General features: G+C 53.9%; 18 protein-coding genes. 8 read left to right on the forward strand and 10 right to left on the reverse strand.

Annotated elements, in window-relative coordinates; genetic code table 11:
- Positions 1-1,316 precede the first annotated feature (1,316 nt).
- Entirely contained in the window at positions 1,317-3,386 is a 2,070-nt protein-coding gene (locus tag AABA21_RS25825) for a hypothetical protein (RefSeq protein WP_338254658.1), read from the forward strand.
- Positions 3,355-3,978: a LabA-like NYN domain-containing protein gene (locus AABA21_RS25830; RefSeq protein ID WP_338254659.1), complete on the forward strand. Its 624-nt coding sequence runs from the start codon at positions 3,355-3,357 to the stop codon at positions 3,976-3,978. The genes AABA21_RS25825 and AABA21_RS25830 overlap by 32 nt, the downstream gene beginning before the upstream one ends.
- A gap of 332 nt (positions 3,979-4,310) precedes the next feature.
- Here AABA21_RS25830 and AABA21_RS25835 read toward each other — a convergent pair whose 3' ends face one another.
- Positions 4,311-5,519, reverse strand: coding sequence for a M20 family metallopeptidase (locus AABA21_RS25835; protein WP_338254660.1), 1,209 nt, complete (start codon positions 5,517-5,519; stop codon positions 4,311-4,313).
- Between the two features lie 629 nt (positions 5,520-6,148).
- Complete coding sequence (locus tag AABA21_RS25840; protein ID WP_338254661.1) at positions 6,149-6,634, reverse strand: septum formation initiator family protein; 486 nt, start codon at positions 6,632-6,634, stop codon at positions 6,149-6,151.
- Positions 6,635-6,927: 293 nt separating this feature from the next.
- On the opposite strand from AABA21_RS25840, the gene AABA21_RS25845 reads away from it, so the two are divergent.
- From AABA21_RS25845 to AABA21_RS25860, 4 genes are all read left to right on the forward strand, one after another.
- On the forward strand, positions 6,928-7,326 hold the full coding sequence (locus tag AABA21_RS25845; RefSeq protein ID WP_338254663.1) for a hypothetical protein: 399 nt from the start codon (positions 6,928-6,930) through the stop codon (positions 7,324-7,326).
- 398 nt (positions 7,327-7,724) lie between these two features.
- A complete protein-coding gene (locus tag AABA21_RS25850) occupies positions 7,725-8,243 on the forward strand; it encodes a hypothetical protein (protein ID WP_338254664.1) in 519 nt (172 codons plus the stop codon).
- A 362-nt stretch (positions 8,244-8,605) separates the two neighbouring features.
- Positions 8,606-9,877: a transcription termination factor Rho gene (rho, locus tag AABA21_RS25855; RefSeq protein ID WP_126596276.1), complete on the forward strand. Its 1,272-nt coding sequence runs from the start codon at positions 8,606-8,608 to the stop codon at positions 9,875-9,877.
- 169 nt (positions 9,878-10,046) lie between these two features.
- The gene (locus tag AABA21_RS25860; RefSeq protein WP_338254667.1) at positions 10,047-10,559 is read left to right on the forward strand and encodes a hypothetical protein; all 513 of its coding nucleotides are present in this window, start codon (positions 10,047-10,049) and stop codon (positions 10,557-10,559) included.
- A gap of 103 nt (positions 10,560-10,662) precedes the next feature.
- On the opposite strand, the gene AABA21_RS25865 is transcribed toward AABA21_RS25860, so the two are convergent.
- On the reverse strand, positions 10,663-11,796 hold the full coding sequence (locus AABA21_RS25865; RefSeq protein WP_338254669.1) for an ABC transporter ATP-binding protein: 1,134 nt from the start codon (positions 11,794-11,796) through the stop codon (positions 10,663-10,665).
- 524 nt (positions 11,797-12,320) lie between these two features.
- On the opposite strand from AABA21_RS25865, the gene AABA21_RS25870 reads away from it, so the two are divergent.
- Positions 12,321-12,701 carry a winged helix-turn-helix transcriptional regulator gene (locus tag AABA21_RS25870; protein ID WP_338254670.1) on the forward strand — a complete coding sequence of 127 codons (381 nt, stop codon included), beginning with the start codon at positions 12,321-12,323 and terminating at the stop codon, positions 12,699-12,701.
- A 111-nt stretch (positions 12,702-12,812) separates the two neighbouring features.
- Positions 12,813-13,307 carry an HIT family protein gene (locus tag AABA21_RS25875; RefSeq protein ID WP_338254671.1) on the forward strand — a complete coding sequence of 165 codons (495 nt, stop codon included), beginning with the start codon at positions 12,813-12,815 and terminating at the stop codon, positions 13,305-13,307.
- Between the two features lie 104 nt (positions 13,308-13,411).
- Here the strand turns inward: AABA21_RS25875 and AABA21_RS25880 are convergent, their stop codons facing one another.
- The 7 genes from AABA21_RS25880 to AABA21_RS25910 form a co-directional block, all read right to left on the reverse strand.
- Positions 13,412-14,152 (reverse strand): winged helix-turn-helix domain-containing protein, encoded by a 741-nt coding sequence (locus AABA21_RS25880; protein WP_338254672.1) that lies wholly within the window; start codon positions 14,150-14,152, stop codon positions 13,412-13,414.
- 26 nt (positions 14,153-14,178) lie between these two features.
- Complete coding sequence (gene pstB, locus AABA21_RS25885) at positions 14,179-14,970, reverse strand: phosphate ABC transporter ATP-binding protein PstB (RefSeq protein ID WP_420917219.1); 792 nt, start codon at positions 14,968-14,970, stop codon at positions 14,179-14,181.
- Between the two features lie 503 nt (positions 14,971-15,473).
- Positions 15,474-15,929, reverse strand: coding sequence for a hypothetical protein (locus AABA21_RS25890; protein ID WP_338254674.1), 456 nt, complete (start codon positions 15,927-15,929; stop codon positions 15,474-15,476).
- A 176-nt stretch (positions 15,930-16,105) separates the two neighbouring features.
- Entirely contained in the window at positions 16,106-17,023 is a 918-nt protein-coding gene (locus AABA21_RS25895) for a WD40 repeat domain-containing protein (RefSeq protein WP_338254675.1), read from the reverse strand.
- A gap of 5 nt (positions 17,024-17,028) precedes the next feature.
- Positions 17,029-17,514 (reverse strand): molybdopterin adenylyltransferase, encoded by a 486-nt coding sequence (mog, locus tag AABA21_RS25900; protein WP_420917220.1) that lies wholly within the window; start codon positions 17,512-17,514, stop codon positions 17,029-17,031.
- A gap of 3 nt (positions 17,515-17,517) precedes the next feature.
- Entirely contained in the window at positions 17,518-18,180 is a 663-nt protein-coding gene (locus AABA21_RS25905) for a CpXC domain-containing protein (protein ID WP_338254678.1), read from the reverse strand.
- Between the two features lie 349 nt (positions 18,181-18,529).
- Positions 18,530-19,798 (reverse strand): DNA double-strand break repair nuclease NurA, encoded by a 1,269-nt coding sequence (locus tag AABA21_RS25910; RefSeq protein WP_338254679.1) that lies wholly within the window; start codon positions 19,796-19,798, stop codon positions 18,530-18,532.
- Positions 19,799-19,804: the final 6 nt, after the last annotated feature.

A 19,804-nucleotide genomic window follows, 5' to 3' on the forward strand; every position in this document is an offset into this window, starting at 1 on the left:
GAGCGCTACCAGAACGTTAAATAAAGGTGGGAGGTGCAGGAGGGCGGCGAGCCCTCCTGCCGGGGGCGTGGGGGTGTCCCCCACTAACTCTTCCTCCCCTCTTCCCGCTGAAGACGAAGATCAAGCGTGCGTTTCAAAGTAAGAAACGTGGATACTACTTTTATGGCAAAAAGGTTTCTGCCCTAGAATACATGATTTTTGCCGGGCTTTGCAAATCTATAGCGACAAACTACTAGTACCACCCCGTCTAAGTGTGGTACAATAGGAGTATGTTTAGCAGACATGTATAGCAACGAGCCAGACAAATGGCTGCATGGATCATACAGCCCTGGTTCGCCTTGGTGTAGTTCCCGACATGTCGATTGGCATAGGACTGCTGCTATGTAGTATTACAGCGCCAGTCATGGCCCAGAAGTACATGCCGGTAGGAGGAACTGCTGATACTGTTTGCGAACGTCTCTGACATATTCGATGGAATGTTGGCTGGTTGCCTTAACACAACCACAACCTTTGGGGCACTGTCAATTAGATGCCTGGCCGTTACCTCAAGGAGTACCATCGCGTTCAGGTTGCTCACGATATGCGTTGCAGCATCCAGGCCTTCGAAATACACTTTGGCCTGCTCCGCATGGGCAAACTTGAATGATGGATGGTTTCCATTCACTTAGCCGTTAATGGCTCACTCACGGTCAGCCATACCAGAACTCGCTCCAAGGGGCTGGAATAGAGTGTAAAAACGGGATGTACCGGCTCATTCAGAATATGTCATCTTACTGGCTATTGGACTTTTATCGAACACATGTGTCTGGGCACGTGCCCTGCTGGTGGTCCTTTCCAATGTGACCGCAGTGGAATACAGTATCGCCGTCTGGCGTAATACACGTCAACCACTAGAAGCGTGTGACCAAAGATATAATCGACGACAAACTGCCAGTATGGATAATCATCACGTGCTAACGATAGTTACGACGAGCGGGGTACATCTTTCCAGCGTTCGTCCTGTACCCATCAGGTTTTCCGCCGTTCACTGATGGGGTGCAGCAAGACTCACACGCAACGGCATTGACAAAGGCAAGACCGAACCGGGATTGTGTAGAAGAGCGCAGAGTGAAAAGACAGCCGAGGATAACGACGGGGCGGAATTGTTAAAATTCGCCAGGACAAATTTCTTGTTGTACCGCCCATGAGAAAAGTGCATCGGCATCAAGTTGGTTAAAGGTTTGAAGAAGCATGTTCGCCCCAACTGTCTTCAGTCGATAGTATTCTACGGAAGTAGCCTGCGCGCCGGTTCGTAACGACTGAGACTGGAGATCTTAGTGACAACGCAAAATACGCATCATGAGCATAGCGACGCTGATGCATCCGTCGTGAAACATCCGTCTGCCCACGAAAACGAAACGACGGTTAACTCCGCTGCATCTGAAACCGCATCTTCCGAAGATGTGTCCAATTCTGCTGAAACGCAGCAGGAGCAAGAGACGCCAACAGAGGCCAACGCCAGTTTTGCTGACGTAACAGAATCAAACGAGGTTCCCTCTGCCACTTCCGAAGCCAGTGAGGAGACCGACGATCATTCGGAAACGTCTTCATCGGCACAGGAGCAGCCAGAGTCCGTCGGCGAGGTACAGGGTGAGCAGTCAGCTGCCATCGACGTGCCCGCCATTGAAGAGCCGGTCAGTACCACTGACGGGCAGCAGGAAGCGGAAACTATAGCATCTTCATCAACTCCTGACGAGCATCGCGCCGACCAGGAGGTAACGGGGTCCGCCACCGTTGAGCCGGTGTCGGAAGCGACGACTGAGAGCGCCCACGCGGCGTTATCTGAGGAAGTCACGAGCGAAATCAGTACCCCTGACCTACTAAACGAAGTGCAAGAAGAGATAACCCGGCTAGAGCAAGAAGTTCTTCCTGGGGTTGGAGGAGTGGTAATAGAAGAGACCAGTGTTGCCTCTGAGGAAGACTCAAGCAGCAAAGATGGCCTTCCTGTTCCCGATACCACCTTTCCCTATGTAGAAGGATCTGACCTCATTGATGCCAGGGCTGAAGAAGTACGTCCATTTACAGATTTTATCGCTGAGTTTCGCCAGGCAGAGGCTGCACTACAGGCTACCTTGCGCGACACTCAGGTGGAGGCCCTGACACGACTGACGACAGCCGCCGCTGAATTCGCCAATCCTGAGCAGCAGGCCCAGCCTGAATTGAGCGCGTCGACTGAGGAGCCCTCAACTACTGAAGAAAAAACTGCTGACGCTTCAAAAGCAGAGGCCCCCGTTGCTCAAGGCGAGCAGACGGCCGCCGTCTCAGAAGAGAAGCCAGCAGTTGTAGCAAGTGAAGAAGAGCCAAAGCCTGTGACACGACCTGTTTCCCCTTTGCTGCGTCCCGCCTCGCGCCTGCGTTTACCGCGCCATGGAGTGTTTGGACGCCATACACGAGAAGAAGTACAGCAGCCAGCTGCTGAAGAAAAGCCAGCCAACGCGGCCAAAGCCGAAAGCTCAACCGAAGCTGCCGCTGAAGCGACTCCGCCACGTCCGGCTCGCCGCTATCGTTTCGATCGGCCGGCCAGCGCCGTAACGAGTAGCCCCATCCATACACCTGCTCGCTCGACAGGCACCGTTCATACAACGCAGACGGCTGCCCAGCGCAAAGCCGAAGAGAAGCTGCAGCGTACCGAAGAGGCGAAGGCCATTCAGCAGGAACAGCAGACCAGCACCGCGCCTGCTCCTGAGGCCCCGGCTGCCAATAATAAAAAGCATGCCGGCAATAATGGTGGAGCTCAAGAAACCGAGAATGCCACAACGACCCAGCCTGCCGAGCAGCATGGACGTCGCCGCCATAGCCAGAAAGAGCAGACAGTCTCTCATGAGCCTGTTGTGGAGACATCCACGCCAGCCGCCGAGCAGCAGAGCAACAATCAGCATAAAGAGGATATCGCGCCCGAGGATCTGCCGCCGCTGGAGTACTCCGAGTTGCAGAAGGCTAGTTCCCGCCGTCGTCGTCGCCATCGCTCTGGATCGAGCAACACGACGACCTCGCATGCCAATCAGCGCAGCGAAAATGGGACTGAAGAAGCGCATGTACCGCCATCTCCAACCCCGACACCCGCACCGATGCCCGCGCCACTGACGCGCACACCGGCGGCGGCTGCCGAAAGTAACAACATATACTCAATCGTTTCTGGCCATACCGTAAGCCAGATGAACCAGGGAAATGATATGACTGGACCATTTATGGGACCGGATCCCTCGCCCGCGCGTGGCAGTGTCATGACGCGCGATGGCCGCAACACACGCGCAGAGAGCCGTCCCGCTCCCACCCCATCGCTGTATCCATCCCCGCGTTCATCCGAGGGGGGGCATGTCGGCGGCCGCTATGAACCAGTTTGCTAACGTGGTGTCGCAAGCCCTGCAGACGCAGACAGACCGCATGGTATCGGAGTTCCGCCGCATCAGCCAGGCACCGACCAACGTTTCAGTCACGCTGCCACCGTTCCCATCTACGGAGCGCGTCGGCGTGTTTGTAGACGTAGCCAACCTGCTCTATTCCGCCCGTACTCTGCGTATCGGCGTGGACTTCGGCAAGCTACTCGACTTCCTGCGCGGCAACCGCCGCCTGGTGCGTGCCCATGCCTACTGCCCAACCAGTCCACAGCCTGGAGACGAGCAGATGTTCCTGCAGGCCGTCAAAGGACTTGGCTATCGTATCACCACCAAGAACTACAAGACCTTCTCCAGTGGCGCTAAAAAGGCTGACCTGGACCTGGATCTGTGTATGGATGTGGTGCGCCTGGTCGATGGAGGTGCGGTCGACTGCATTGTGCTGGTCAGTGGTGATAGCGACTTCATGCCTATGCTCGACTACTGTTCTGATCATGGTGTGCGTGTAGAGGTTGCCGCCTTTGATGAGGCGATGTCTGCCACGCTGCGCCAGAGCTGTGATCTGTTCATCAACCTCTCAATGCTCGAAGAGATTCGCGCCTGAGCGGCTAACTAAAAGAGAAAAAGTGCGGGTGGCCCATCGGGCCACCCGCACTTTTTATTTAGTGGTTGGGGCGACACAATTGAGTGGGTGCGAATGCACTCACTCAATTGTGTCGCCCCAACCACTAAATAGGGTGTTCGCCTGAGTAGGAATAAGCTGCCCGCTTGAGCGGGAGTTTTAGCTTCCCCTTAACGGTGGTACAAAAAAAGCGCGCCCGGCGCGCTTTTTTTGTACCACCGTTTCCTTACTGTCTGTCGATACTATCTGGCAGAGGAAAGAAAGAAGAGCGAATAAGTGCGATATAGTATGCGGGCAGTACAGTCAAATGGACGCTACTCGGTGCGGGGACCGATTGCAGTGATCAGGCCGGCCAGCAGAGCTGTACGTGGCGCGATGCTATCCAGCTCCATATACTCATTGGGACTATGGTCCAGCCCTCCTATGGGTCCCAGACCATCGAGGGCTGGATAACCGAAGCCGGAAGCATAGTTCGCATCTGAGATCCCTCCAGTCGGCGCGTGACGCACCTCAAAGCCCAGATCGCGCGCGATTTCCTGTGCCAGCCTGGCCATGCGCAGATTCTCAGGCGTGCAGGTCATCGGCTCGCGGTCATCGGGATCGATCTCTATCGACAGTTCCACCCCCGCAACCAGTGGTTGCTGCAGCAGTTCATACCAATGCTGTTCAAACGCTACACGATCCTCGGTGCGCGCGAAGCGAACATCGACGCAGGCTTCCGCGAAGTCGGGTACCACATTGGCGGCGATCCCGCCTGTGATGCGGCCCGTATTGATGGTCAGGCCATCGCGCCAGCCATTGAGTACCTGCAATTGTACAATCTGGTGGGCCAGTTCCACGATAGCATTGGAGCCCTTTTCTGGTTCCACGCCCGCGTGCGCCGAATGGCCGCTGGCGCGTAGCTTATACCAGGCGCCTCCTTTACGCGCGCTCACCAGGTCGCCATTTTCGCGGGCCGCCTCCAGCACCAGGGCCGCGTGGCAGCCATTGCACACCTGACGGATAATATCTTTACTATGGCGGTCGCTAATCTCCTCGTCGGAGACGCACAGGAAACGGACCTCCGCGAAATCGAGCAACTTGATCGACTCCAGCGCTTCCAGAGCATAGACCGCCGAGAGGATACACCCTTTCATATCGATAACGCCAGGACCATAAACTTTATTGTCTTCGATGCGTACAGGCCGGGCCGCCGCTGTACCGACGGGATAGACCGTATCCATATGACCCAGGAGCACAATAATACCCTGACCCGTCCCTTTTAACACCCCGTAGACATCATTGCCCCATTTTTCATTTTCAAAGATAGTGACATCCATATCTAATCCGCGCATACGCCCGGCCAGGTAAAGTGCCACTTCATCAACGCCCGCCTTGTGAGCCGTTCCCGAGTCGATGGCACAAAGATCGCTCAATTCATGCAGGTAGCGTGTCAAATGTTCCTGCATGTAATCCTCCACCTTATGCGCGGGTGATTTCTCAGCCAGAGATGTTTGTTCCGACACCATAGATTGCGTACTCATAACGACATAACTCCTACTCAATAAAGAATGTGCTCGCCCGCCTTCCATGGAAGGCGCTGAACTCATTGGTGGCGTTTTGTGATCCCGGTCAGATTTTTTCTGGCAGCTATGCTCAGTGCTGCTAAAGCTGATAAAGTGCTACCAACCGTATCCCATCCCCACATAACCCCTGCTCTGGCCTGGTTTGACATGCGCATGGCCGACCTCTGTGTGAATAAGCCAACCATGGCTCCTAATGGCGGATCACCATTGATACCACAAGAGAGGAGAAAGACGATTGTCAACGATCAGGAAGTAGTATTCCATATCCAGGCGCTTAGAAAGCCATAGCCAAAGCTAACTAATATTGCACGTAAAAAAAAAGAAAAGCGGAACGCTGTATGCGCTCCGCCTGAGATAATACAAAATTTACGCTGCGAAACGCACCTTTCCAAGTAAAAGCTCAAGAAGCTCCAGCCAATACTGGAGCTGCATAATAGGATAGCTTAATATTACATCAGTTTTGCGCTTCACGTTCATTTGTTGTTCCAAAAGTGATAATTTGTATAACGTAAATATACTCACGTTATACTTTCATCATACATAGGCTGTCAAGAAAATGAGAGGATTGTATGACTTTCTTCTATTCTCTAAGGTGTTGAACCAAAAAAAACTTTCCACCAATCCTGCCAGTGTCCCTGCTGATGCGGTGGCGCCGGGGTTGGTTTAACCCTCTGCTGCCCCTTATTATTGGCGTCGATGATGACGACCGCGTGTTCGCCGGGACGGATATAACCGAACTGCTGGCGCGCCTCATTTTCTACGACCGCCGGATCTTGATAATGCTGAGCATCCTGAGACAGCCTGCTATGTTTGGCGCGCACCTGTTGCAGGGCCTGTTGTTCCTGCTGCACCTGGGCGATCAAATGATGATTTGACCAGGCCTGGGCAAAGGTCGCCAGCAAAAGGGCGGCGCAGATAAGTCCCGTTACCCACATAATTGTCCGCGTGAAGAGAGAGGTACGGCGCGCGCGCGAGCGGCCGAACGTTTCTTCCATTCCAATGGCCGAAGTAACATTGGGGCCGCCCCCATCGGGGCGGGATGAAAACTGGGGCTTTCTAGGACGACTTTGCACGTAACCCCCTTTCAATTGGTATACGTTTTAAACACCTGCGAAGTATCAGTAATTCTATTTTACCATCAGCTGCCTGAGAAGAAATCCCGGCCGGGGCGAGGCGGGACTTTTATATGGCTGTGCCTGCAGGTCAGACGCGCCCTGAGAGATTAATTCCTGCTTGCAAAAAGATTAGATTTACATTAAACCCAGCCTTATGAGCTCGAATTATGCTACCTGATCCATGGATTTTTTGTCCTAATTCCGTTATCATTCAACGTGTAGAGAATATATTGTTAGGGAGGTAGAGAAACATGAATGCAATCCTGTGTCCGACAACTGATATCGACTTGGATGTTTGTAACGTGTCCGTTGCCACAAATGATGAGTATAATACGACTCCGATGGCTGTTGCTTTACCACCGCAACAAGCTGACGACGAGGAAGTATTGTATGCTGGCTTTGAAGAGGCCATCAGTGGACGCTGCCAGGCCTGGAAGCGTTTGAGCGATGGTAGCTTGAATAGTGTGCAGCATACCGGTAAAAAATATGCCACCGCCGCCCTGCCCACGACCGAGGCGCTGGTGACTGATCAGATGGTAGCGTTTGTGCAACGTAACTGGCAAAGTGGCGTTTTGATAGCATGCCTGGCATTAATGTTTATCTTAATTGGCTTTGACGTGATGGGAATGCTTGTATTAGCCATGCGTTAATAGGGGCCGTGGTGTTGATTATTTAATTGCGCCGATACGGCCTCTTTCTTTCTCCTCTTGTTGCTCCACAGAGAAAATCGGACGCGAGGTCCGAACCTATGAGATCTCCCATCATTATCCCGCCGAGAAAATCGGACGCGAGGTCCGAACCTATGGAATCCCCTCAACATTACCCCTTTGAAAAATATGGACGTGTGATTTTGAATGTATGTGATATGCGTTTACGTGCGTGGTGTGGGAAATCGGGCGCGAGGCTCGAACCTACGGGGGTGGTTGGTATACTGAAATCACAAGTCGAAAATTCTTACCTGGTACCATTCATCTGCCCTGTCGGGCTACCTCTGAAGGAATGGCGGCAGGTAATTTTATATTTGCTATTTCTGTGGAGGAGTCCCCGGATGATACCTTCAGTACTTATAGAGGAACCTGCCTCGTATACCAGGCCAGGTGATCGCTACCAGGTGAGAGGCTATTTGCAGTGGCTATGGCATAATTATTTCGTGGATATTCCACGCGTCAACGAGGTCACGATCGCTTATTGCTATCCCTGGAAAGGACGATTAGGTTTGATTCGTCTTTCGGCGGATGCAAGTATGACTTTTATCGGCGTCAATACCCTGCTTCAAATGTCGCAGATACCCGAATATGTTTTAATCACAACTATCGCTCATGAACTTGTACACTACATTCATGGCTTCGGCTCACCTCTCCCTCGGCGCTACAAGCACCCTCATGCCAATAAGGTGGTCGATCGGGAGTTGGAGCAGCGCCGGTTGGGCGATTACTTGCATGCTTGCAACGAGTGGATTGACAACTACTGGTATTCATTCTATGATATGCAACGGGCAACTGGTTGGGCGGGTATTCAAGGGATAGATAGCTTCCCACCCAGGGGGAGCAAGTCGTATGAAACATGATGATAGGCGTTCTCCCTGTTTTATGTAACAGAAGAAGATGCAGGTGCCACACTTGACATCCATTCGTGCCTGTGGTATATTCTAGCTAGCTTCAGAGATATATACAGCACCGAGCAGATTGTCCACGGGTTCCCGTCCGTGACAAGGTGCAGCGTATACATCTTTGATATATGGCTGGCACCTCTTAACAACCATCAAGGCCACCTGTGACCCAAGTCTTTCAATCAGGGTAAATATTTTCAACATGGCCCGAATTGTAGAATTCCTGAAATTCCTAAATTTCCCACCAATGACTATCCTGGTTCAACCGCAGAAAGGAGAAAGGGCGTTTTCCTCAAGAATCTGCTGCGCCCTTACACAACGTGAACATAGCTGAGTTAGAAACGAAAACCATTACAGAGTTACGCGACATCGCGCGCGACCTCGAACTCTCTGGTTACAGCACCCTCAAGAAACAAGACCTCGTCTTTAGACTTCTTCAAGCCAATACCGAACAGCAAGGAAATATCTTCAGCGCTGGTGTATTGGAGATTGTAGAAGATGGGTTTGGCTTCCTACGTCAGGAGCGCTTCCTGCCTGGAAATATGGATGTCTATGTTTCGCAGTCCCAGATTCGCCGTTTTGGATTGCGCACAGGCGACATGGTATCTGGTCAGGTGCGACCCCCCAAAGACAACGAGAAATACTACGGACTCCTGCGTGTTGAGGCCATCAATGGGGTTGATCCGGAGATTGCCAAGCGGCGACCTCACTTCGATAACCTGACGCCGATCTTCCCGCGTGAGATGTTCAATCTGGAGACCGGTCCATCGAATATCTCAGGGCGACTGGTCAACCTGGTAGCCCCCATTGGACGCGGACAACGCGGATTGATTGTTTCTCCTCCGAAAGCCGGTAAGACCCTCCTCCTCAAGTCAATTGCCAACTCCATCACCGAAAATTATAGTGATACCCATTTGATGATTGCGCTGATCGGTGAGCGGCCAGAAGAAGTAACCGACATGAAACGTTCGGTGAAGGCCGAGGTGATTAGCTCAACCTTTGACGAGCCGACCGAGGCCCATACACGCGTGGCTGAAATGGTGCTGGAACGCGCCAAGCGCCTGGTAGAAGGTGGTCGCGATGTTGTCATTCTACTTGACAGTATTACCCGCCTGAGCCGTGCTTATAACCTGGCCGTACAGCCCAGTGGTCGTACCCTCTCTGGTGGTCTTGATCCCAGTGCCCTGATTCCGCCCAAGCGCTTCTTCGGCGCGGCCCGTAAGATCGAAGAAGGTGGTAGCTTAACCATTATCGCCACCGCCCTGGTCGATACTGGTAGCCGTATGGATGATGTGATCTACGAGGAATTCAAAGGTACCGGTAACATGGAACTGCTGCTGGATCGTAAGCTGGCTGAGCGCCGTGTCTTCCCCGCCATTGATATTGCTCGCTCCAGTACCCGCCGCGAAGAATTGCTCCTCGATGATAAGACGCTCCGTTCGATTGTGGTGATGCGTCGTATGTTCTCCACGCTGGCTGATCAGCAGAGCGGGAAGAGCAGTTTAGAAGCGACCGAGGCGTTACTGCAGCACATGGCGAAGACCAGCAATAACACCGAGTTCCTGGCCACACTGAACAAGAACATCTGGTAAATCTCCCACTTCATTCACCAATTATAGCCATACCAACATCGGGCGCTTCCGTATTGGATTATACCGATGTTGGTTGGTTTTTTCTTTTTCTCTATCTCCATTGCGTGATCCGTTGTCTGTTGCTACAATATGCAATGGAAATCGCTTACATTTTTTCGGAGAGCATTACATGTCATCATATCCAGTAGCAGAAGAGCATGTATTTATCGGGCCGGGCCTGAGCCTGTTCAAGCGTGTTGTGACCATCCTCGGCCTCGTCGGGGTGACCGCCCTTGTCTTATGGATCGCTGTCTATCAACACGCCAATCGCAATGATGCATCGGTCATCGGCAGCACCATCGCGGCCGTGCTCTTTGTGGCCGGTTTTATCTATTATCTACGCCTGGTTGCGCCGGTCCCCTTTACTATCACGGTTGGACCGCGATCGGTGACCAAGCGTAGTCGCCGTGGCGAGGTGATCGACCTGGCCTGGGAAGACATCACGCGCATCAAAGAGGAATTTTTCCCCAACGGCAAGCGTATCAGCGTCATCGTCTATCGTAAAGTGACGGAGCCGGGACAGAAAGCCAAGGCCTGGGCTGTCTATCGCGACGACGTTACTGATCTGGACGGGCTTGCCCAGACCCTGAAGGGCATGTTGCCAGCTACCTGCGACTGGCAGAGCGAGACTGTTCACGAATAAGCCAGGTAAATCGGGGGCCGAACCGTCCGCCGACGGGGTCGCCGCTCCTTCGGAGGGCTCCAAGCCGGGGCAAGCCCGGCACCTACGGGAGGTTTTCGTGTGGTTAGAGGTAGGCGCTGGCCTCGCTGGCCTTAAAGGTGGCGAAAACCGCTTGCCCTTCTTGCAGTCCCATGCGCGCGGCTGAATTCTCGGTGATCTCAGCCGTCAGCGGCGCGTCGCTCTGGTTGAGCGCGATGCTGACGCGTACCTTTCCTTCATTGCTACCTGTACTGGTACTCAGGGGAATAACGTGCATGATGATGCCCTGGAAGACGTTGCGGGCCGAGCCTTCAGGCTGGGACTGGTGGAGCGTAATGCTGCGCGGATCGATAATCACAAAGATCTCGGTTCCGCTGGCTGGCTGCGTAGCCTGTTCTTTTAGCATCGCCACCACCTCGATGGGTTGATCGGTTGAGGACTCTGAATGTAGGTGAATCAGGCAGGTCGTCTCATTCTCGGTGCGTATCACCTGCCCCCGAAAGAAATTGATCCCCACCAGTTCCGCGATATATGACGAGCGGGGAGCATCGCGTAGCTCCCACTGATCTCCCTGCTGCACCAGGCGTCCCTGATCGATCACCAGCAGCTGATCACCAAAGAGCAGCCCATCCAGATAATGGTGGGTCACGAACAGAGTCGTAATCTGCACCTCGCGCAGGATCTTACGCAACTCCTGGCGTACCTCGCGCCTCGTCTGCACATCCAGCGCGGCCAGCGGTTCATCCAGCAGCAGCAATCGTGGACGAAGGGCCAGGGCGCGAGCAATCGCCACCCGCTGTTGCTGTCCTCCCGAAAGCTGTGCTGGCAGACGCTGCGCCATGTGGGGGAGCTGAACCATCTTCAGCGCCTCAGCGACCGAGGAACGAATCAGGGAGCGAGAAAGATGCTGGGCGCGCAGCCCGAAGGCCACATTCTCAAACACAGTCAGATGTGGGAACAGAACATAGTCCTGAAACACATACCCGAATGGGCGTCTCTGAGGAGGAATAAAGATGCCCTTTTCGCTATCGTAGTATGTTCTACCATCGAGCACCATACGACCTCTCTGTGGTTGCTGTAGGCCCGCCAGCAGGCGCAGAATCGTACTCTTACCCGCGCCACTCTCCCCCAACAAAACCGCCGTCCGACCGCTCTCCACCCCGAAAGCCACATCCAGGTGAAAAGCATCAACCCGCGCCTCAAACGCTACATCCAGCATACGTGCTCTCCCCTCAAAAATCGGACGCAAGGCCCGAACCTATGTGATGTGAAAATTCTATCACATGGTGGATTGGCGTGGAGCGCCTCGCACCCATAGGCTTTTTAAGCAGAGGGCCAGCCCTCTGCGCCCCTTAAGCAGGAGGTGTAGGAGGCGGCTAGCCTTCCTGCCGGGATTTGGGCGAGCATGCTCAAGTCCCCAAATTTCATCTCTCCCCCTCAGTCGCCAGCGGGAGGTGCAGGAGGGCGGCTAGCCCTCCTGCCGGGGTTTGGGGTGCCCCCAAATTTCATCTCTCCCCCTCCGCCGCCGTAAGCGGCACGTGTAAAAGTAAGCTTGAGGGAACGCAAAATCCAGATTTTGCGTTCCCTCAAGCTTACTTTTTACACGTAACATTTCTTGCCTTAGAGGCAAAAACGTGGTATACTAGGTCATGTATAAAATTATGAGATAGTACACTGGCATTCAGCATATCTATTTTATCCTCTTCCTGAGGATCAGAATAGGAAATGGTAGGCAGAGCATTTATGGCGACGAAGGCAATAGAACAATCAGTAACAGCGGCGACCGTTGCAAATGTATGTCCTCGCTATGAGCATGCTGTTCAAGTAATCTGTAAGCGTTGGACCGGGTTGCTATTAAACGCTTTGATGGAAGGCCCTCGGCGCTTTTGTGAATTGACTGCACTCGTCGAAGGATTATCAGACCGTGTCTTGAGCGACCGGCTGCGTGAGTTAGAAACAGAAGGTATCGTCAAGCGCGTAGTCTATCCGCAGATCCCGGTACGTGTTGAGTATCAACTGACCGAGAAGGGATATGCGCTCAAACCCGTAACGGACGCGATTCATACCTGGGCTGAGCAATGGGTCGACCCATCTCAGTTGGTAGACGCGCAGGGAAAAAAATAAGATAGGCTGCTGTCTGATAAAGCAAAATGACCTTTTTTTCTCCTCCGATCCATCATACCTGATGAGTCGGAGGAGAAAAAACGTTATGGACATGATTTGAGGTCGAATACGATGGAACAATTATGGGCGCCGTGGCGCATGGCATTTATAGAACCAAAGGATCCACCCCCACCGGGCTGTATTTTTTGCACGCAGCCAGCCGCGAACGAAGACGAAAAGTACCACATTCTGCACCGAGGCGAGCACTGTTTTATGATGCTCAACCTGTATCCCTATAACAACGGGCACCTGATGGTGGCGCCTTATGAGCACGTCGGGGCGCTGGACCTGCTGAGCCCTGAAACGCTCGCGGACATGATGGCGCAGGCGCAATGGGCCCTGCGGGCGCTCAGAAAGTCTATGAATCCAGATGGCTTCAACATGGGGATCAACATGGGGAAGGTCGCGGGTGCCGGTTTTGCCGAGCACATTCACTATCACATCGTGCCGCGCTGGAACGGGGACACCAATTTCATGCCGGTTATCGGGGATGTCAAGGTGATGCCTGAGCACCTGGATAGCGTTTATCAGAAGTTGCTGCAGGCGCTGGACGAGACCAAAGCGTAGCCAACCAATGAGGTAGGCAAGAGAAGGTACCATACAGACTATGACCAGGATGTATGCGTGCCTTCTTGTATTTATGTGTCGCTTATAATTGGTCCCAACCCCTGTTAGCCACGAAACACATAGCCCACACCGCGCACCGTTTGAATCAGCCTGGGATTGGCGGGCTCATCCTCTAGCTTCTCGCGCAGCCAGCGAATGTGCACATCTACTGTGCGTGTATCACCGGCATAGTCATAGCCCCAGACATGGTGCAATAGCTGGTCGCGTGTCAAAACCGTACCCCGATTGCGTACCAGGTAGGTAAGCAGATCAAACTGTTTGGGCTGAAGCTCAACATTCTGTCCATGGTTGCTCACTTTGTGACCGGCTTCATCGATAGCGAGCGGCCCGACGACCAATTCCTTGCGCCTGGGTTGTCCGTCGCTGAAGGGAGTGGAGGTCGTATTCTGGTTGCTTTCCTCTTTGGTTGGATAATCGACGCGACGCAGTAAGGCACGCACCCGTGCTAGCAGCTCACGCCGCCCAAACGGCTTGGTCATATAGTCATCCGCGCCCACCTCCAGGCCCACCACTTTATCGATCTCATCCGCTTTAGCGGTCAGCATGATAATCGGGATCCGCGCGGTGGCACGGTCGCGGCGCAACTGGCGACATACCTCCAGACCGTCCATGCCGGGCAGCATGATATCGAGCACAACAAGATCTGGGGGATTGTGGTGAGCGGCCTCTAACGCGCTCAAACCATCGCCCGCTCTGATGACCTGGTAGCCCGACTGCTCCAGGTTATAAGAGATGGTATCAAGCAGAATCGCCTCATCATCGACCACCAATATTTTTTGTGCCACTAAAATCCCCTGCCTCTCGCCATTGCCTAGCCAAAACGACCAGTGATATAGTCCTCGGTCTCTTTGCGTGTAGGCCGTTCAAAGAGCTGAACTGTAGGTGCATACTCGATCAACTTGCCGCTGAGAAAGAAGCCGGTATAGTGTGAAACGCGCGCAGCTTGCTGCATATTGTGCGTCACTATAACAATAGTATACTCCTTCACCAGCTCGGTAATCAGCTCTTCAATTTTTAGGGTGGCGATCGGATCAAGGGCGGAACACGGCTCGTCCATCAGCAGGACCTCCGGCTGCACCGCCAGCGCCCGTGCGATACACAACCGCTGCTGCTGGCCGCCCGAGAGTCCCATGGCCGAGCTATGCAGGCGATCCTTCACTTCATCCCACAGGGCCGCCGCGCGCAGGCTATACTCCACACGCTCCTCAATAAATTTGCGCGACTTACCCTGAACGCGCAGGCCATAGGCGACATTATCAAAGATAGACTTGGGGAAAGGATTGGCGCGCTGAAACACCATCCCGATGCGCTGTCGCAGCAGGACGACATCAGTCTTCTTATCATAAATATTGGCGTTATCGAATATAGCCTTCCCCGAGGTACGCGTGCCGGGGATCAGGTCATTCATGCGATTCAATGAGCGCAGAAAGGTTGATTTGCCGCAGCCCGATGGCCCGATCAAAGCGGTGACCTGGCGATCCAGAATGGGGAGCGAAACGTCGAATAGCGCCTGTTTGGAGCCATAGAAAAAGTTGGAGTTTTTTACTTCGATTCTGATATCGGCGCGGGCATTTAATGTTCGAGTGGGATCAAAATGACCCATGTGCGCGGTTTCTTTTTCAATCTCATCGACGCTGGCCGTGGAGGTCATGCTATTGCCCGCGGAAGAATTTTGCTGGTAATTCATGAATATTCCTGATTGTGATAAAGATGGAGAATGATGTATAGGTCGGAAATCCACTGGGCCTCCTTCACATACATTTCACTCTCTATTTTACTGATCGTATGTGCACATGTTTTATGATGTGCTGGATTAGTATTCTTCTTTTATTTACCCACCATACGTTATCACTAATCAATTAACTATGCTTTATGGCAATGTTAACAAAATGTTAAATAATCCCTCGGGATAGGTTTTAGTGGCTGGAAACGAGAGTTGTTTGATGTTACGTGCGGCCGCTACGCAGCCGCGCGGGCGTTGTGTATTGGTGCATGCACCAATACACAACGGACTTGTGAGTCACGCAGGTGCGAAATTTCATGCAGGTCGCAAGGGATGATCATGAGCGCAAGACACGCTCCACCTCCTTCAAAAGAAGATTGGATTTACTCTGTTTTTTCCTGGGTAGCGTCAGCTGGCTCGTCCTGTGCGGTGTCCGGGGCAGCAGAGTCAGTATCTTGCGTCTGGATGTTGTCGTCAGCGGTCTCGCTCTCCTGGGAGGTGGGCACCGAAGCGTTGGTAACAGGTTCCCGCTGCTCGTAATTGTAAGCTCCGCTCCTGGTCAAAATATCCTGTACCTCGCTATCACGGCCATCGGGGCGGATTGAGACAACTATCTTGCCAGACTTATACTCCTCATCGTAATAGTGTGCCTGTTCTTCAGGGACGCCAAGATTGACGAGGTCAGTCTGCAAATTGGATGTAGCGTTCTCTGAAGAGTTCATGGCAACCCCGACCTGATCATATCGGAATTCGGCACTCTTCAGCGCATCAACCGCACTCTTAGCCTGTACCTCATCTTGAAAAATACCTATCACAAGTGGTGTCTGATATGTTGTCATACAATTTCCTTTCCGTGTGTCCTTCAGGATGTTTAGATGGCTTTATCGCAGGGGTGCATCTTGGCTGTGTTAGATCCTGGAGGCAACCTCCTCATTACAACCCATCATCGTGCTTTAGCCTGTAGCACGTTTTTAGTACGCCTGGAGCACAAAAATAGATGCATCTGAGCTAGATCTCAATAGCGCGATTGCTGCCACGGCCAGAGGTGGATGCTGCGCTGACTGGCCGAAGCGATTACAGTACTATCGGGTGACCAGGACAGGCTGCGGATCCAATGCTGGTGCAGCCGTGGTTCTGAGACCAGGAGCTGCCCCGTTTCGGCGTTCCAGACCTGCAGCACGGTATCGTTGCCGGCCGAGGTCAAAAAATCTCCATTGGGCGACCAGGCGATGGCCTTGATAATGTGCGTATGTTCGTTGTAGGTGCATAGCGTCTGCCCGTTGGAGGCATCCCAGATGTGCGCCTGGCGATCATGGCCCGCCGATGCGATGCGTGTCCCATCGGGCGACCACGCCGTGGCATAAACAGGCCCACTATGACCATTATACTGAAGCTGATGCATCCCGGTGGTGGCGTCCCAGACCTGGACGTTGTCCTCAAAACAGCTGGAGGCGATGCGCGCGGCACGCGGGGACCAGAGGGCGGAAAAGACACGATACTGCCCACCGTGGGTATACAGGTGCTTGCCATCAAATGCCTGCCAGACCTGTACCGAGTTATCGCCATAATCACCACCCGATGCGATACAGGTCCCATCGGACGACCAGGATACGGTACGTACGAAGCGCCTATGGCCGCGATAGGTATGGATGATCATACCAGTGGTGGCCTGCCAGACCTGGACGAGGCCACTGGTGCAGCTGCTGGCTATGTACTGGCCATCGGGCGACCAGGCGAGGTCCAGTACGCAGGTTGGATGACCATGGAATGTGAGGATCTGCTGGCAGGTCGATGGATCCCAGATGTGGACCGTATTGTCGCGTCCACCGGAGGCGATGCGCATGCCGTCCGGAGACCAGGCGACCGTGAAGACATTATCTGTATGACCGGTGTACTCCGCAGGCCCCTTTCCCACCCTGTGGTGTATGCCCATGATAGTTAATGTTCCTTCGGCCCCTCAATGAGCAGGTTGATGGCGTGTGGGAGAACTGGTAAAACATATTCCAGGCACTCCTGGACGGCCTTGGGGCTGCCGGGGAGATTGATAATGAGGGTGCGGCCACGAACGCCGGCTACACCGCGTGACAGCATGGCCATCGGCGTATACTTCAGGCTGATGGCGCGTAGAGCCTCGGCGATGCCGGGTGCTTCCCGCTCGATGACGGCCCTGGTCGCCTCCGGAGTGACATCCCTGGGAGCCATGCCGGTGCCCCCCGTAGTCAGTAGCAGGTTGATTTTATGTTCATCGCACCAACTGCGCAAGATCGCCGCGATCTGTTCCTGCTCATCGGGCACCACACTCTGTAGCTGAACCGTAGCATCTGGCAGTTGCGCCACCAGCTCGCGCGCACGGGCCCCGCTGAGGTCCTGTCGCTCTCCCCGAGCCGCACCATCGCTTACCGTCAATATCCCAATTGTAATCATCATTTATCCTCGTGTCGCCAGCTCGCGCATCAAAGCACCGACCTGACGGCGCGATCCATAGAGCCAGACGGTATATTCATCGGGCATATCTTCTACCTCGATGCAGCAGCCCATCTCGGTCGCCAGCTTACGTGTAATATCGTGGAACTGACCACGCTCTGCCTCGCTGCGACTCTGCGTACTCAACGCCAGCCGTCCCAGACGATCCTCCGGGCTCAGCTCATTATTGATCAGCTCGCCCAACTGCTCTAGACCAAAGACCACCTTTAGCGGAGGCATATCCTTCGCCTCGGAGGCCGAAAGGGAGACCACGCGTCCCCCATTGTTGCTGCTGGACTCGCCAGCCTTATCCTGTTGCTCATGGAGCTTGGAAGCATCCATATAGACGTCGCGCAGTTTCTCCAGGATTAGCAGGCGCGCATCTTCGGGCGCGTCGGCCCGTGGATGCACATAGGCCAGCAGATTATAGGCCGGATCAGAATAAACAAACGGCATCGAGATGGCCGCCCGCCTGCCACAATTGGGACAGGTTGAGACGTTGATTAAACCGGCCAGCACCACGTAGCGCAGATGGGCATCATCCGCGACATTGACGTATTCGTAGGCCTGGCCATTAAAGACTTGTCCACAAGGACAGGTAAATGTATGTGTTGTCGAACGTGACATAAGACAATTTCTTCGCTTTGATTTCTAGAGAACCGACGCACAATATGTTATAGCAAGTATAACATATTGTTTGCGTGCAATTGTATACTCACTTATAATAGTTCAGCTTTCGCTGTTAAAACGCTTTAAAAGCGTAAACGCCTACGGCGTCGCTTCCCCCGCCTGCGGCGGGGGAGGGGGAGGGGGAGAAGAGATTTTGGGGACGCTCCGGACTCGGCAGGGGGGCTAGCCGCCCTTCCTGTACCTCCCGCTTTGCACCATATGGTGCCGATATAATTGGAGATATGTGTGATAGCATAACCAGTCGCAGCGCGACTGGTTATGCTATCACACATATCTCCAATTATTCTTACCGCCTCCTATTTTTGCTGAGTGATTTGGTTGAGTAGGTGAATTTGACGCCCTGGCGTTCCAGGAAGGTTTGGAACTGGCCGTAAAATTCGTTGCGGTCCTGCATTGTGATCACTGAGACGGCGTCGGCGGTTTCGATGGCGTAGGGATAGCCGTTGCCGGCGATGATCTCGGCCCGGACAATATCCAGTACGGGGTCGAGGATGCCATCGTCGAGCATCCAGCGCGGGAATTCCAGGCGTGTGGGAGGGCGTACCGCCGTGGTCTGTAGATAGCAGAAGGCCACGCTGTTATGGTCGGGTCCGTAGCTTTCCAGCACGTCGTTGCGCGCGCATAGCATGGCCGGCGTACGATCTCCCCAGCGTAGATGGCCGCGCCAGAGCAGGGCGTCGTGAATCTTTTTTGTATCGCGTAACACCGGTCTGGGTAGGGTCGCATCCAGTCGGCGTAACATAGTAATCATATCACGGGCATAGCTGGTGTCAATGTAACCGATCAGGGGCACGCGTAGCTCTTCCGATGTGCGCAGCAGGGAGAGGGCGGCATCGATATAGCGCTGGCGGTAGGGATTGGGCATGGTCAGGGCGAAGGAGACGACCAGCGAGCCATCGAAGAAGACCACCGGACTGTAGATGGGATCTTCCTCGCGGCGCGCGGCCGCCTGCTGGCGCATCAGATCACAGATGGTCTCGACCTCCAGCAGGTAGCGGCGCTGTGTCACCTGCATTTCCGAGTATGGATAGCTATCGGGATCCTCCATGTCGTTTTTGACGTCATCCATCAATTCTTCGGGGGCCAGCACCTCCATGCGCACATCTTTGGTATAGGTGCGGCCACGGGCATGGGGATTGACAAAGAAACCTACCTGCACCAGTCCCACCGGGATCGACGCGTCGCGCCATGGCATCAACTGGCTACCATCGACGGCGATGGTGGTGACGCCCTCGATGCACTCGGCCCATTGCCGGGCCTGTTCATGGGTGCCGAAATCGCGCCCAAAGGGAAAGACGGGACCGTGGTAAGTCTGGTTGACGGCATTTACCAGCCAGCGATCGAACTCCAGCGTTGGGCGGGCGCCGGCCGATGGCATGCCGATCTCATCGGGTGGCAGCATATGTTCCATCTGCGAACTGGAGGGATAGCGTTCATACAGGTGCTCCAGCGCGTACTGATACATGCCCAGCTGTTCGTTGAACGATCCATCGAAGAGCGAAAACTGCCCCTTCTTGGCGTTCAGCGCCGCCTGCAATTTGCCTTTGTGCAGCATCTTTTC

The sequence above is a fragment of the Dictyobacter halimunensis genome (assembly GCF_036245075.1).